This is a genomic window from Legionella busanensis (assembly GCF_900461525.1).
Classification (GTDB): Bacteria; Pseudomonadota; Gammaproteobacteria; order Legionellales; family Legionellaceae; genus Legionella_C; species Legionella_C busanensis.
The window spans coordinates 875,884-890,513 of record NZ_UGOD01000001.1 but is presented as its reverse complement, the minus strand read 5'-3'; the positions used below and the strand labels follow the sequence as shown (position 1 = coordinate 890,513).

Genomic DNA, 14,630 nt, shown 5'->3' with positions numbered 1-14,630 from the left:
AATATTTATACCACTCCTGAATGATTAGAGATTAAACCATAGTCAATAAAAGAATGACGTTCTTTATAGTTTTTCTTACTTAAAATGGTGAGAATCGAGATTGGCCTACGCTTAGAATTAATAATAACGGACAATTGTTGGGCCCGGGGCCCAACATACATATGGAGTTAACCGGATCATTGAGATTTTGCCAATAATCTCTAATATTGTTTTACTTTCGCAGTCATTAGAGTTTTGATATCAATTTTATTAAATTCTGTAGATAAATTAGGCATTTCATCAAGATAGGCTATTTGAAAATACGGTTTGCCCGCTTGAGATATTAAGTTTGGATCTTCTGGATATGCCAAAAGTAGTGGGAATAATACTGAACCACCAATGACATCACGTCTATCGCCTAAGTGCGGTGTTAATCCCCATATATTTTGATAGGTCATTATCATAGATACAGATGGGTTATTGGGATTAGGCAATGTCCCAATGTATAAAACCACATGGCCGCCCACATAAACAATAGTCATGAAAGGCTTACCCTGAGCTGCAAGGAAATCTAACCTATCTTTTGCGGGTAAAAGGCTTAAATCTACTTGCCTACCCATTTGAATTTGCTGCGAAGAATGACGTGGCAACCAGATGCCGAATGGCACAAATAGATTTTTTAATTCAGCTGAGCAGTCATTATAAAAATAAAGGCCGCCCCAGCCATAAGGTCTGCCAATAAGGTTAGTCATTACTTTGGTAAAATTATGTGGCGTTGCAACAAGCGGCATAATAACTGCCTGTTTACTTGTAACTGTTGCTTCTTTAATTAATGCCTGGCGCTTAGTATTAGCAACCGGTACTAATAAACGCAAGGTGTTCTTGTCCTGATGAGCAGGAAAAACCGCACCAGGATAACTAGTTAACAAAAATTGTCTTTTTTCATTTAAAAGTTGTGTATCAGGACGGATGATAGCAGCCATTTTATTTTGAGCTGCTGCTTGCCATTTAGTCACAAAATCATTATTTGTACGAGCAATCCCTTTACTGTTAACCCAAGCAATGTACTCAGGCGTAAGGATTAATAACCAAGCGCCATCTTTACTCTGCGCTAAAATATAAACGGGTGTTCCTGCCCAAAGAGCCGATTGTTGTAAGTTATCGAAAGGGTATCCTTGACCGGGAATTTTATGATGATAAAAGTAGACATCATTAGTTGGTAGAGAACGTGCATATAAATTATCAATAGCAATACCGCGATTATTACTGTGATAAGTTAAATTATCTAATTGATCTAAATCAATATTTTGCGCAATTTTAGTTACCCATTTGCTGGTATAGGGTCTAAAATTTTCGCCATAACCAATGTGATTACTATCCTTACCTTCATTATTAAATTCATCCATTAAATTTTTAACATATCCCTTTATATTATAAGGCGCTGTTTGCTGTAATATTTGATTTACAAAAGTAGCGCTCCAAGGAGACATTTCGCCAAAACTATGCTCATAAAATTGCTTCATACGCTGCTTTTGTATATTTTGGCTTAATAAGGGTTTATCGTAATTAGGATTAGAAGGCTTAATCCAGGAGGAAATATTTTGATCATAATGTTCGATAGGAAACAAGGATATAACATCAGAATCCGCATATACTTGTAGGATCGAAAAAGAAAATATTGTGCAATAAATTAAACACTGCTTTATTAATCTAATCATAAAAAGTTCAAATTAATCAAAAAAAGACCATTATACAACAATTAAGTTAGATTGCGCCAGCTTAAAACATCAGATTCAATAATTATAGGTTCCTTACATTTCTTAAATATTAAGGAATTTATATTAGCAAAACGCAATTGTAAAACCGAGGTTTTCGATGCTTGTAAGGCAATAGTTAGACGCCATTGATTAGTAGAATAAATGCCACCATTATTACTTTTCATTCTTATACAATTAAACAAACCAAGGTCTTCAATTACATAATTATAAGTATAAGTACTGTCCGCTATAAAACAACCAACTTGCTGATTTTTTACTAAATTAATTACTTTATTGGGATCCATTTTATTAATTGTACAAGACAGACTATTGACGTTGTGGAGATTAATTTTATCTATTAACTGGAAAGCAATATTTTCTAAATGTTGAAGTATTTGCGCACGATTGATAAATTGGTTATGTGCTTTTTGATGTAAATTAATTAGCTCTATTTGCGCTAAAAACAGTAACATGACGAGACTTAGCATAAGCCCCGTTGTTAGTAAAATTATGCCCCGTTGCCGCACGATGTTCGTACTCGAGTATGTAAATTAATAGCCTTATCGCCTATATCTAAAATAACATCGATAAATCGATATCTTCCTTCCTTTAACATTTTTACCGAAAAATGATTAACAAGAGATGTTAATTGTTCAGCATGTTTTAATTTATAAAATAAATTCTCTACCCCATACTTGTCAGTCTTGGTAAAAAATTTCTCCTCTAGCCAACTACCTATATACATAGGTGAGATGTAATGAAAAGACAGTGGCTTTTTTAAACCAACTAATAATCCTGATGATGTATGCTCAACTGAGTTTAGTTCGTGAACTTCGCCGTGTACACAATCGGCAATTAACACATCGTTTCCTTTAGTTAATATTCTATTATTGGTAATTAATAAATGTTGTGAATCTAACTGGCGCTTGACTGTAAAAAAATTATCACTCATATGTCTAATAGTTAAACTATTACCTTTAATTTGAATAGATGGCAGTTGTAAGTTGCTGCTGTTGCGCCTATCCTGCATTATCAAATAATCGCTATTTAGACATGGTGTAAATCCTGCACTTCTAATACTCGCTCTAATTAATTGACTTACTAATTGAATATCAAATGTATTATCTAGCTTTTTTTGAGTTATTAGATATTGCTGCTTACTATTTAGATACGATTGCGTGATAATTTCTATTAATAAACAAAACAAGAAAAGACTTATCATTAGCTCAAGTAAGCTTATACCATGTTGCTTCATCATTATTTATATTTCGCAAGTTATTGATGATATTTTATTAACTTCCTACAAAGTTAAATTAAAATAATTAATTAGCAGGGGACTGCACATTATTATCTCTTGCGTCTCCCGCTACGCTACAAGCTCGCTTAGCTCAGTCATGTACTTAGTTTTTAGTTGTACACTCATGCACTGGACGAGCTTGTGCCTTGTCTGAAACTAAGTAGGAACGCTATGAGACTTTTATACTTTGCGGCGGTGGCTGCTCTATTAAATTTGTTGTATTAACAAACTTAGTCCACTGTCTCAAAATCTCATTGCTTAACAGAGAATGATGTAATTGCTGAGTAATAAGAGAAAAAATAGTTGCGCTTATTATAAATAGAGAAACAAGCACTTCGATGAGTGAAAATCCACGTTGCATACCGTAATCCATTATTGAGGTTTGAAATTGCGCGCTTAGAATAGCTTTTTTCTTAACTTATAAGCAAGAAATATTTGTTAGATACTGAGCATTCCCTTTCTAGTATTTCTTAAGTAAGATGAGCAGCATTCCTTAAAGTATTGAGCAAAGGAGAATGTTTTGCCTTGTGATTATCAGCAACTGCCGCATGATGGTATAAGAAATTTAAAACCTTATGTACCTGGAAAATCTATTGAGGAGCTGGGGCAAGAAAAAGGCTTAAGCGAAATTATTAAGCTTGCTAGTAATGAAAATCCGCTAGGTTGTAGTTTAAAAGTTAAAGAAGCTATTACGCAACTAGCAATAGCAAAAATGGCTAGCTACCCAGCAGCCGGGAGCCATCCACTTAAAAAGAAGTTAAGTGAGAAACTGGCTATTACTGAAAATCAATTGATCTTAAGTAATGGATCTGATTTATTATTTTCCTTACTTCTTACAGTTTTTGGATTGCATAAAAATAAATCCATGCTTACTCATGAGTATGCTTTTATTACTTATAGTATTCAGGCTCAAACTTTAGGCGTGCCAGTACAAATAAGTCCTTTACTACCAAATTGGGAAGTTAATATTGAAGCCATGGTAAAAATGGCTAATGCAAACACTTCTTTAATTTTTCTCGCAAATCCTAATAACCCCACTGGCTTACTTATTCCCTTAGAAAAAATTCATTATTTACTTAAGCATGTTCCTGATTCAACTATTGTAGTTATTGATGAAGCATATTATGAATATGCTTATCAATCTAACCAACGAGCTTCACTTAGCTTACTTTCTGAATTTCCTAATTTAGTGGTTACTAGAACATTTTCTAAAGCCTATGGGCTTGCTGGTTTAAGATTAGGTTATGCAGTAGCGCATCCAGATATAATTAATTTGTTATATCGAATCCAACTACCTTTTACTGTTAATCAAGTAGCTTTAGCCGGGGGTAATGCAGCGCTAGAAGACGAAAGCTTTCTTGCCGAAACAATCAAATTAAACGCGCAGGAACTAAAGCAGATGCAGCAAAGATTAACCGATCTTAATCTGCAGTTTCTTCCATCGGCGGGTAATTTTATTATCTTTGATTGTGGTCAAAATAGTTTACCTATTTATGAGCAATTACTTGCAGAAGGAATTATAGTTAGGCCACTGCATAATTATAATCTCCCTAATCATTTAAGAGTAAGTGTAGGTTTACCTGAACAAAATACACATTTTCTTAAAAATTTAGCAATTATTCTTAGAAAGTGAGGAATACCTTATGAACAGCGAATTAAAACAAAAACACTGCCAATCCTGTGAAGGAATTGGAGAAGCTCTAAATAGTCAACAAATAAGTAATTTAATGCCTCAACTTAATAGTAAATGGCAAGTTTCAACTGATAATAAAAAAATAACTTGTTCTCTTAAGTTTCATAATTTTTATGAAACCATGGCGTTTGTTAATGCCTTAGCCTGGATAGCTAATACTGAAAACCACCATCCGGATTTAGAAGTTGGTTATAACTATTGTCATGTTAATTTTATGACTCATGCGCTAAAGGGCCTTACAATGAATGATTTTATTTGCGCTGCTAAAGTTGATGCCTTATTGGCAGAATAATAATTACTAATGCATTGAGCTCTACCTAATTTTACCTACCTACGTGCCTCGATTTATTCGCTATACCTAGAATCTAACGCTGCCTATGGATCCCGCGGACAAGCCGCGGAACGTAGGTATAGGGTAAATCTAGAGATAGAGGAATAGCTCACATAGGTAGAAAGCAGCCTACATAGATAAAAGAATAGCCTTGTTACTGTTTTTAAAGCCAAGGAGGTTAACTTTTCTAACCTCCGCCTACGTTCCGCGACTTGTTCGCGGAATCTAGGCGATTAAGTTTGATCGGTAACCGGCCTTACGATCAACACATCGCATTCAGCGCCGTGCAAAATTGCATTGGCTGTTGAGCCTAATAGTAATGCAAGCCCATGTTTACCATGGCTACCAGTTACAATAAGGTCAATATTTTTTTCTTTAGCCACCCGCAAAATTTCATTTTTGGTTGAGCCATATTCAATCATACAATGTGCCTCATCGACACCTAACATTCTAGCGAGTGAAGCTAATTCTTTTTCAGCTTGCTCACGAATAGAAACCTCTACTTCTGCAAAGCCTGCAAAACCTGGATAAGCATAAGCTGGAATAGGCTCAACCACATGAACTAATAGTAGCTCAGCATTATTTTCATCAGCAATTTTCTTCGCTTTTTGAGCAGCTTTAATACCCACTTCGTCAAAATCAGTGGCAAACATTACTCTTTTATACATCCTAATCTCCCTTAAATTCCTATAATATAAGCCTATCAGAAATTAATGAAATTTTCATTTAACTATTTGCTTTTATTGCCTAATTTTTGTTACATTTCTGCTTAAGGGGTGCCTCTTAATAAACCTACCTAGTTTTAGGTAATTTATTTATAGGCTGAGACTATACCCATTGAACCTGTTCGGGTCATGCCGTCGTAGGGATTTAGTTATGTTTTTAGATATTTTTGGTGCCATTACTTCATTTTTAGCAACCTTTTATTTTATTCGCTTACATAGTTCTGCATGGTTAATCAGCTTAGTAGCTATAAGCTTAAATAGTTGGCTTTATTGGCAGAAAGGAATTTACGCTGATATGGTGTTAGAATTATTTTATTTTATTACCACTTGTTATGGTTGGTTTTATTGGCGTCATACAAATAAAAATAGCTATCAATCAATTCTTACCTTAAACTTGAATCAATGGCTTTTACTTTTAATCGCTATTAGCGCCCTCTTTTTAACTATCTATTTTGCATTAATTTACTTTACAAATTCAGATATAGCGACACTTGATGCTCTTACAACGTCACTAAGTTTAGTAGGTCAGTGGCTCATGTGTTATAAGTTTATAGCGACTTGGTTAATTTGGTTTTTTACTGATGCAATTTATGCTTATTTATATTGGCAAAAACAAATTCCTTTTCATGCTTTGTTAATGACACTTTATACCTTCATGGCACTTTATGGTTATTATAGCTGGCTTAAGATATTACAACATACTCGTACAAAACATGGTTTAAAACGTATGAAACAAGCCATGAAAACCGTTCCAAAAAGTAGTGCTATGAAAGAGAAGTCGAAGGTAGTTTTCTCACCCAAGGTTTAAGTTTTAAAAGTTTGGGATTTAAATGATTTAATGCCATTTTTGCTTGTTTAACTTGACTATATTGACCTAAAGTGACAATAAACCAGTCTTTTCCATTTAGCTTAACATGGTTAATTTGAGCATCCGAAATCATGTGCTTTAATAAAAAATGCTTTAATTTTTCTTTATCAGGTCCAGCGCCTAATTGGATTGTAAAATATGAATTTTCAGGCATCGTGTTAGGAGCTAATTTTGTTTCAAAAAAATTATTTATTGGCTGTAAGTTAGATTTCAAAAAGGATAATTCAGATTCCTCTATAAGAACAGCTTGCGCTATTTTACTCACTTCTTCATTAATAAAATGCAAATGATTAACATAGGCTGATGAAACTTCTTCATTGATAAAAAATTGTTCTAAAGCCTGGTCTATTGATTTTTTAGTTGAAATAGTAACTTGATTATTTTGCACTAATGGCTCTTGTATAATATTTTGATTCTCTGCAACTAAAATAGGTTTAAAAGAATTAGAAAATTGTGAGGCTGAAGTTTCATACGTCTTAAATTTAATCTTTCCTACATAGGCAATAAGTAACGCTAAGAAAAATAAACCACCCATGAAATTAATAGACTTTAATAAAGGTAACTGATTTGTTTTATTTAATTTAAAAAAAGCATCTAAATGGGCGTTTATCTGAGCAATTTGGCCGCTGGTTAAATTATAAAATTCATTTAGACACTTATCAGTTAAATTTTTACTTATCCCTCTAGATACAGGCAATTTTTTTAATAGATATTTTCTCGTTTCTTTTTTACTTAAAGGTCCTAGTTCAATTGTGTGGATTAAATCTTTATAAGAATCACTATGTAATGAATTAAGCAGTGGATTTAGTGAAAAATCTGTTGCCAAGCAAATATGAAAAAAATTATGTTGATATTTTCTTACTTCTTCTAACAAACTTTTTAAAAAATCTTCCTTTAGGCAGTGAGCATTGTCAATAATAATTAAAATATGCTTTTTAATCGTATTAACTTCTTTAACTAATTCGCTTAATTGCGGTTTAATACATTTAGGCTGCTTACAAAATTTTTCTAACTCAGTTAAAATTTGTGCCTCAGCTAAAGGTGTTTTTGCGTCAATAAGATTTACATTTATTTCTAGGTCTAAATTTTCTTGTAATAAATGCACAAATGATGTTTTACCACCGCCTCGCTCAGCCATGACAACAATTATCAAATCATTAAATAAAACTAGGTGATTAATAAAATTAATCTTAGCTAACCAATTATGAGGTTTATATAAAAAAGTAGTTGTAGCTTGCAAAGGTATAAAGGCTTCATGAGAATTAGATAACATCTTACTAATCTCCTACTGCGCTTGCCATAACTTCTTGAATTATTAGTCCGTTAATATCACTTACAAGAGAGCAATTTCCAATTTCTTTAATTACAATAAAGCGCAACGTATTATTTTTAATTTTTTTGTCTGTTGCTAATAGCATGTATAAATGCTCCAGATTAATATCTTTTGGTATCCGTCTAGGTAAGTTTGCTAAATATAATAAATTATCTATCTGTTTAACAGTCTCCCAGTTTATTTCTCCAAGCCGATGAGATAATAAAGCAGCACAGTATAAGCCAATCGCTACTGCTTCGCCATGTAACCAACGTTGATAATGAGTAGAAGATTCAAGAGCATGTCCTATGGTATGGCCTAGGTTTAATAAAGCCCTAACCCCTGCCTCTCGTTCATCTTGCTGTACATAGCCTGCTTTTATTTGACAACAACGATAAATAATTTCTGCAAGCTCAGATGAATGATAGCTTAAACCTTTTTGTAAGGCCTCTTCTACATCAGTAAAAAACTGACCGCCTTCTAAGATGGCATATTTAATAACCTCAGCAAGCCCTGCGCGAAATTCTCTTAAAGGTAGCGTATTTAAAACAGCTAGATCGATAATAACAGCTTGCGGCTGGTAAAAACTACCAATCATATTTTTACCTAAAGGATGATTAATTCCAGTTTTTCCACCTACTGATGCATCTACTTGAGACAGTAACGTTGTGGGAATTTGGATAAAGTTAACACCTCTTTGATAAGCTGAGGCTGCAAACCCTGCAATATCCCCAACAACGCCGCCTCCTAAAGCAATAATAGTTGTGTCTCTATGATGCTTTTTTTCCATTAATGCATCAAATATTTGGAAAAGACTTTGTTGATTTTTGTATTCTTCACCGTCGGCAAGTATAACATTATCGATCTGCCGCTTACCAAGCAAACCCTGTACAAGCTCTAAATATAAAGGAGCTACTGTTTCATTTGTAACAACCATAATCTGCTTTGATTTTATATGGTCTGCCAGTAGGTTACTTTTATCTGATAAAAGTTGATTGCCTATAAAAATAGAATAATCATGTCCTGGTAAATTGACTTTTAATGTATAAAGCAAATCAAAGTTCACCGTAAATATATTTTATAATATTGTTGGCAACAGCTTTAACAGTTAATTTATCTGTCTCAAAACTAATATCTGCCAACTCTTCGTAAAAAGGCTCACGCTCATCTCGTAGCATCTCTAAACGACTTTCTAGATCATCTGTTTGTAAAAGCGGCCTTTTTGTATCACGCTTAGTACGTTCGAACTGCTGCTGAAGAGACGTTTTTAGGTAAATAACTGTACCCCGGCCAGCAAGCGCATTACGATTCTCTGGGGTCATCACAACCCCTCCGCCGGTAGCTAATACAATATTTGTTTTTTGCGTTAATTCATCAATTACCTTCTGTTCACGCTTGCGAAAACCCTCCTCACCTTCAATATCAAATATCCAGGAGATATCAGCCCCCGCACGTTCTTCAATTACTTCGTCAGAATCAAAGAACTCTAATTTGAGCTCTTTTGCCAAAGTACGGCCAATAGTGCTTTTACCTGCTCCCATAGGCCCAATTAAAAAAATATTACGTACTTTAACTATGCTCATTTTTAATCACATACCTCTTTGCTAATAGAGAATTGTACATTAACAATTCTGTTTGATTAACATAATACCTAAAGCCGATATTAAATCACCTCAATTTTGCTCACGTCCAAAACTTTAGGCTCATTTTTTATTATAAATTATGATTTGTAAATTACTAAATATAAAAAATAGTGGCGCTATGTTGCGACTAAGGTGCAAATTATTAACTCTTTTTTTATTTATTCAAGAGATTTATTTATAAACATTAATTGGCTTTCCAAACTTATCTAACCCTATACCTTGCCCTTTTACGGCCAAAATAGCCAAATTATCCGTTATTATCCTTGGAGTAATGAAAATGAGCAACTCTTCATTTCTAATTCTAGAATGTTTGTTGCGAAATAAAGCACCAAGCCCTGGTAATTCGCCTAAAAAAGGTACACGATTTATCGTATTATTTTTATCTTGGCGATAAATGCCTCCTAAAACAACTGTCTGACCATTGTTTACTAAAACACTAGTCTGAATTTGCTTGGTTAAAATGGCTGGTACGCCATTAACTAGCCGGCCCGAGGGTGAATCTTGGTTAATTTGCAAATCCATAAGGATTTTATTATCAGGAGTAATTTGAGGCGTTACTTTTAAACTCAAGACTGCTTTTTTAAAGGCGACAGCTGTAGCCCCACTGGAAGTTGCCTCCTGATAAGGGATTTCTTCACCTGATTCAATCATCGCCGCTTGCTGATTAGTCGTCATTAGACGTGGGCTTGCAATAATATCTGCTTTATCTTCGCTTTCTAAGGCGGAGAGCTCTAAATCTAATAAAATATCATCACCAAGCTTAGCTAGCGCAATACCAATCGACGCAGGATTAGCAACAGGTGCTGCTAAATCAACATTTAACCGATCAGCTAATGGAATGACTTCAGCCGGCGGTACCCCTGCAGCGAGCTGATTAGCCCCTTCTAATGTTCCACTTAAATGAGGAGGACGAGAAATGCCAAATCGTACCCCTAAATCTCTAATCGCTTCACGCGTCACATTAACAATACGTGCTTCAATTTGGACTTGTTTCACAGGGATTTCGAGCTGTTTTACAAGTTCGCGAATTCGCTCAATCTGCTCTCCTGTATCTTGAATCCAAATAGTATTGGTACGTGCATCAACACTAACCGATCCTCGCTTTGATAAGAGAGACGTATTTTTATCTTTTAAAAGAGTAGCAATATCGGCTGCTTTAGCAAAATTTAAAGGTAGTAATTCAGAACGCAAAGGCGCTAAATTAATTACCGTTTGTTGCGTTTTAAGCTCTGCCTGTTCTCTTTTTAACAAATCCTCTGCTTTTTCAACAAAAATAACATTACCTGACTGTCGCTTATCAAGATTATTGGTTTTAAGAATAATATCTAGTGCTTGATCCCAAGGAACATCATGTAAACGTAGCGTGATTTTACCATCTACATTATTGCTTACGATAATATTAAAACCGCTGAATTCCGCCAGTAACTGCAACACTGCACGAATAGAAATATCTTGAAAGTTTAAAGAAATAGATTTGCCGGTATATACTTGCTTTCTTAATTTGGCTTGTTTTATTTCTTCAGCGGTTAATGGAAAAATATCAACAAAAAATTGCTTATTTACCTGGTAGGCAAAATGACCATAATCTCCTTTATTTCTAATAACTAACCGAGTTTTCTTGCCTATTTGCCGAAATGTCATGGTTTTAGCTGGGCTTTGAAAATCAGCGACATCATAACGTTTCATTAACCGCTCAGGGATACGTGTACTTATAAAATCAACCACAACATCTCTACCCCGCTGCGTAACTTCAACAGGCACACTACTATTAGATACATCAACAATTGCTCGACCTGTTTGGTTACCTATACCGCGAAAATCGACGTTATTTATAGTAAAATGGGCTTTAACTGGCCTATGCGTAATAAAAATTTCTTTCCGTTGTTCAAAGCCAGACGTTGTTTTACCGCTTAATGTTAGTGTATATACCTTGCCAGAAACATAACCAGAATAAATAGCTAATGTTGATAAATTAAAAATAGCCCGCACGCGATTATCAACGGAAACAATAACATAATCACTAAGTGCTCCAAGATTAATTTTTTTAGTAACTAATGTTTGATCAAGTAAGCTTTTAGTATTAGCGAAATCAAGCACTAAGCGTGCTGGCTTTTTAGTAATAAAATTTGTTGGTAATGTGGTTAATGTTTCATTGAATACAAAATCTATTCTTACTCTTTCACTGGGTAAGGGGATGACCTTTAAACCCACTAACGTGTTTTCCTTAGCAAACAAAGCGCTACAAAAGCACATAAACAATGCCACTGCCCAAATAACTTTACGCAAAATGCAACTCCTATTTCCCTGCATTTAAATTAAAATCAATTTTCCTTTTTTGCCATTTCCCTGCAACCCTAACTGTTTCTTCTAAAGAAAGTACAGTCGGTGTAATCCGAGTTATTTGACCAAAATTTTTCCCCATGTAATCACCAGCTCTAACGCGTACAATCTCACCATTAGGAAGGCTAATTAAACCCCATATTGTAGGGGTCTGCTCTAACGTACCTACAAATTTTAACGCATCCAAAGCAAACTGTTCTAAACGTTGTTTTGGCCTTTTAGTATCTGGGGCCAATTCATCCACAGTAACAACGACGACCTCCTTTTGTTTAAATGGACTACGTCGATTATCAATTTCAGGGTAGGCAAACTTTATAGGCGGTATAAAAGTAGGTAAGGCCTCAATAGAATTCACCTTACGTGCTTTAACTTCCTTAATATATTGATCTAAGTCATCCTCTCTTGCACTTGAGCAAGACGATAACATTAGTATTAATATTAAAATTATCCAGCCTTGTCTTTTCATTTAGTTTTGTATCTATAAATTTTTGCTGTTAAATGCATTACCAATAAATCCCCTATGGGTTTTTTTTGTTTTTCATCCATTTGCGGCTTAATTTCAAAATCATGTAATGTAACAATACGACTCATTTGTATGATTCGACTGATGAATACAGCTAGTTGATGGTAGTTACCTACCACAGCAATTTTAATTGGTAGCTCAATATAAAAATCGTGTTTTTGCTCAGCTTGAGGCGCAAAACTTTCAAACGTTAAACCACTTGCTATCCCCGTTTTTGAAATATCCTCTAATAAACCTGGCATTTCATTTTCTGCTGGCAGCTGCCTTAACATAGCACCAAACCGCTCATTCATTACTTGTAATTGAATCTTATAGGCATTTAAGTTAGCTGCTAAGCGCTGCTTCTGCTCAAATTCTGCGCGCAAAGTTTGTTCTTGATTTAACAGGCTAGCATGGGTTTCTAAATTAGGTTTTATTAGAAATAAATAGCCAAAACCAATAATAATAGCTGTTAATAATAATGCCGCCAAATACTTTACTACTGGTGGCCATTGTCCTACGTTTTCTAATGTTAACTCATTTAAATTTAAATTATTCATCATGAAGGGTTTTTCGATTGAAGAACGAAGCTTAAAGTAAATTCATTATTAACTATTGTCGCTTCTTTACTCTTTTTAATCTCTGTTAAGACTGGGTCCTGTATCCATGGGTTTTGTTCAATATTTCGCATTAAAATTGACACATTTGTATTTGACTCTGCATACCCTTGTACCGTAATTTTATCGCCTACCCGCTTTAGGTCAGTAAGATAAATTCCATCTGGGACTACTTTAATCAACTCATCAAATAAATGAACGGTCAAAGTACGCTTTGCTTGTAAACCTTGAATAATTTTCATACGTGAAATTAATTCACTTCTAACTTGTTTAAGCTGTTTTATCTCTCTAATTTGTCGATTAAACGTATTAATTTCATCCTGCAGGCGCTGATTCCGTGCGGTTTGGCTGCTATTTAAATCTTGTACGTAATAATTTATAAGGATTACAATACCTATTCCAATCAAAACAGCGCCTAACATTAAAGTACGAAATTCTCTTTTTTCTTGTTCTCGGCGTAATTCTCTCCATGGTAATAGATTAATGTTTGTCATAACGCTTTACCAATATTTCGTAAGGCTAATCCACAAGCAATCATTAATAATGGCATATCACTATTAACATACTCAGAATTTAACTTTCTTCCTAAAGTCAAAGAAGAGAAAGGATTTGCTTTTAAGGTCGGTATCTTTATTTCTTCTTCTATTTTTTTTTCAATATGGGCTATTTTAGCCACGCCACCCGTTAATAGAATTTGATCAACAATTGAGTAATTACTTGTTGAATAAAAAAATTGTAATGACCTTTTTACATGAAGTATGAATGTTTCTAAAAAAGGGTTAATAATTTCTTCCTGATAATCTGCTGGCACTTGTGTTTGAGTTACTAACTGCAGCGCTTCCTCATGAGAAATATGATAATGTTGCTTAATATTTTCAATTAGCTGGCTACCCCCAAATTCTTCTTCTCGAGTAAAAATAATTTCATTGTTTTTTAAAACAAAAAGATTAGCAAATAAAGAACCAATATCAATGACAGCTGTAATTTTATTTTCCACAAGGGAGTCTGCTTTACACGCTCTCTCAATTGCAAAGGATTCAACGTCCATAATTTTGACCTGTAATCCTGCCTTGCTCGCTGCCTCAACTCGGGTATTTACATTTTCTGAACGTGACGCAACTACAAGCACATCGAGTAGCGTTGTATTTCTAGCTGCAGGACCTAGAATTTCGAAATCTATATTTACTTCTTCAATGGGGAAAGGAATAAATTTATCAGCTTCCATAATTACTAGCTCTTCAATTTCAAAATTACTCAATCCTTCGTTAACTTGAATAACTTTACTTATGACTAACGAATCAGGCAAAGATAAGACAGCTAGCTTAGCTTTTAAACGGTTACGATTAATAATATCTTGTATAGTTCGACCAACGGCATCAACATCTTTAATGGCGTGCCCTTCCATTGTATTAGGCGGCAAAGGCTGGTAACCATATCCTTCAACTATACGATGGCCTTCCTTTCCTGACATTTCAACAACTTTAATAGCCGTTGAGCTAATATCTATTCCTAAGATAGGAGGGCATTTAGAACTAAGATTAAACACTGATTCCACCTCCATATGTA

Annotated in this window: 16 protein-coding genes and 1 riboswitch; of the genes, 3 read left to right on the top strand and 13 right to left on the bottom strand. The window is 34.4% G+C overall.

The features are described from left to right. Positions 1-200 precede the first annotated feature (200 nt). From DYH30_RS04075 to DYH30_RS04060, 4 genes are all read right to left on the bottom strand, one after another. Positions 201-1,697, bottom strand: a complete 1,497-nt coding sequence (locus DYH30_RS04075; protein WP_115330428.1) for an SH3 domain-containing C40 family peptidase — start codon at positions 1,695-1,697, stop codon at positions 201-203. 41 nt (positions 1,698-1,738) lie between these two features. Next, entirely contained in the window at positions 1,739-2,224 is a 486-nt protein-coding gene (locus DYH30_RS04070; protein ID WP_131740655.1) for a hypothetical protein, read from the bottom strand. A gap of 20 nt (positions 2,225-2,244) precedes the next feature. Then, entirely contained in the window at positions 2,245-2,994 is a 750-nt protein-coding gene (locus tag DYH30_RS04065) for a PilW family protein (protein WP_115330426.1), read from the bottom strand. A gap of 208 nt (positions 2,995-3,202) precedes the next feature. Beyond that, complete coding sequence (locus tag DYH30_RS04060) at positions 3,203-3,394, bottom strand: PulJ/GspJ family protein (protein ID WP_160116149.1); 192 nt, start codon at positions 3,392-3,394, stop codon at positions 3,203-3,205. Positions 3,395-3,553: 159 nt separating this feature from the next. Between DYH30_RS04060 and hisC the strand changes: the two genes are divergently transcribed. Both hisC and DYH30_RS04050 read left to right on the top strand, forming a co-directional pair. After that, positions 3,554-4,666, top strand: coding sequence for a histidinol-phosphate transaminase (gene hisC, locus DYH30_RS04055; protein ID WP_115330424.1), 1,113 nt, complete (start codon positions 3,554-3,556; stop codon positions 4,664-4,666). Between the two features lie 10 nt (positions 4,667-4,676). Continuing rightward, complete coding sequence (locus DYH30_RS04050; RefSeq protein WP_115330423.1) at positions 4,677-5,018, top strand: 4a-hydroxytetrahydrobiopterin dehydratase; 342 nt, start codon at positions 4,677-4,679, stop codon at positions 5,016-5,018. A gap of 272 nt (positions 5,019-5,290) precedes the next feature. On the opposite strand, the gene DYH30_RS04045 is transcribed toward DYH30_RS04050, so the two are convergent. Beyond that, positions 5,291-5,725 carry a universal stress protein gene (locus tag DYH30_RS04045; RefSeq protein WP_115330422.1) on the bottom strand — a complete coding sequence of 145 codons (435 nt, stop codon included), beginning with the start codon at positions 5,723-5,725 and terminating at the stop codon, positions 5,291-5,293. A 94-nt stretch (positions 5,726-5,819) separates the two neighbouring features. Then, positions 5,820-5,944: riboswitch (TPP riboswitch) on the top strand. On the opposite strand from DYH30_RS04045, the gene pnuC reads away from it, so the two are divergent. Further along, on the top strand, positions 5,934-6,590 hold the full coding sequence (gene pnuC, locus DYH30_RS04040) for a nicotinamide riboside transporter PnuC (protein ID WP_115330421.1): 657 nt from the start codon (positions 5,934-5,936) through the stop codon (positions 6,588-6,590). It overlaps the preceding riboswitch by 11 nt. Here the strand turns inward: pnuC and DYH30_RS04035 are convergent. From DYH30_RS04035 to pilM, 8 genes are all read right to left on the bottom strand, one after another. Further along, positions 6,547-7,923 (bottom strand): AAA family ATPase, encoded by a 1,377-nt coding sequence (locus DYH30_RS04035; protein WP_115330420.1) that lies wholly within the window; start codon positions 7,921-7,923, stop codon positions 6,547-6,549. The two genes, pnuC and DYH30_RS04035, sit on opposite strands and share 44 nt — an antisense overlap. Positions 7,924-7,927: 4 nt before the next feature. Then, the gene (gene aroB / locus DYH30_RS04030) at positions 7,928-9,028 is read right to left on the bottom strand and encodes a 3-dehydroquinate synthase (RefSeq protein WP_207385773.1); all 1,101 of its coding nucleotides are present in this window, start codon (positions 9,026-9,028) and stop codon (positions 7,928-7,930) included. Then, complete coding sequence (aroK, locus tag DYH30_RS04025) at positions 9,018-9,545, bottom strand: shikimate kinase AroK (RefSeq protein WP_115330418.1); 528 nt, start codon at positions 9,543-9,545, stop codon at positions 9,018-9,020. The genes aroB and aroK overlap by 11 nt, the downstream gene beginning before the upstream one ends. Before the next feature lie 231 nt (positions 9,546-9,776). Then, positions 9,777-11,891, bottom strand: a complete 2,115-nt coding sequence (locus tag DYH30_RS04020) for a type IV pilus secretin PilQ (protein WP_242604707.1) — start codon at positions 11,889-11,891, stop codon at positions 9,777-9,779. 10 nt (positions 11,892-11,901) lie between these two features. Continuing rightward, entirely contained in the window at positions 11,902-12,372 is a 471-nt protein-coding gene (locus tag DYH30_RS04015) for a pilus assembly protein PilP (protein ID WP_244917898.1), read from the bottom strand. 35 nt (positions 12,373-12,407) lie between these two features. After that, positions 12,408-13,007 carry a type IV pilus inner membrane component PilO gene (locus DYH30_RS04010; RefSeq protein ID WP_115332493.1) on the bottom strand — a complete coding sequence of 200 codons (600 nt, stop codon included), beginning with the start codon at positions 13,005-13,007 and terminating at the stop codon, positions 12,408-12,410. Then, a complete protein-coding gene (locus DYH30_RS04005; protein ID WP_115330416.1) occupies positions 13,007-13,558 on the bottom strand; it encodes a PilN domain-containing protein in 552 nt (183 codons plus the stop codon). Before DYH30_RS04005 ends, DYH30_RS04010 begins: the two co-directional genes overlap by 1 nt. Beyond that, positions 13,555-14,610, bottom strand: a complete 1,056-nt coding sequence (pilM, locus tag DYH30_RS04000; protein WP_242604708.1) for a type IV pilus assembly protein PilM — start codon at positions 14,608-14,610, stop codon at positions 13,555-13,557. The genes DYH30_RS04005 and pilM overlap by 4 nt, the downstream gene beginning before the upstream one ends. Positions 14,611-14,630 lie beyond the last annotated feature (20 nt).

Bases quoted from the DNA above. Each gene is read 5' to 3' on its own strand.
- DYH30_RS04075 (WP_115330428.1), bottom strand. From the start codon at position 1,697: ATGATTAGATTAATAAAGCAGTGTTTAATTTATTGCACAATATTTTCT.
- DYH30_RS04070 (WP_131740655.1), bottom strand. From the start codon at position 2,224: ATGCTAAGTCTCGTCATGTTACTGTTTTTAGCGCAAATAGAGCTAATT.
- DYH30_RS04065 (WP_115330426.1), bottom strand. From the start codon at position 2,994: ATGATGAAGCAACATGGTATAAGCTTACTTGAGCTAATGATAAGTCTT.
- DYH30_RS04060 (WP_160116149.1), bottom strand. From the start codon at position 3,394: ATGCAACGTGGATTTTCACTCATCGAAGTGCTTGTTTCTCTATTTATA.
- DYH30_RS04050 (WP_115330423.1), top strand. From the start codon at position 4,677: ATGAACAGCGAATTAAAACAAAAACACTGCCAATCCTGTGAAGGAATT.
- DYH30_RS04045 (WP_115330422.1), bottom strand. From the start codon at position 5,725: ATGTATAAAAGAGTAATGTTTGCCACTGATTTTGACGAAGTGGGTATT.
- pnuC (WP_115330421.1), top strand. From the start codon at position 5,934: ATGTTTTTAGATATTTTTGGTGCCATTACTTCATTTTTAGCAACCTTT.
- DYH30_RS04035 (WP_115330420.1), bottom strand. From the start codon at position 7,923: ATGTTATCTAATTCTCATGAAGCCTTTATACCTTTGCAAGCTACAACT.
- aroK (WP_115330418.1), bottom strand. From the start codon at position 9,545: ATGAGCATAGTTAAAGTACGTAATATTTTTTTAATTGGGCCTATGGGA.
- DYH30_RS04015 (WP_244917898.1), bottom strand. From the start codon at position 12,372: ATGTTATCGTCTTGCTCAAGTGCAAGAGAGGATGACTTAGATCAATAT.
- DYH30_RS04010 (WP_115332493.1), bottom strand. From the start codon at position 13,007: ATGAATAATTTAAATTTAAATGAGTTAACATTAGAAAACGTAGGACAA.
- DYH30_RS04005 (WP_115330416.1), bottom strand. From the start codon at position 13,558: ATGACAAACATTAATCTATTACCATGGAGAGAATTACGCCGAGAACAA.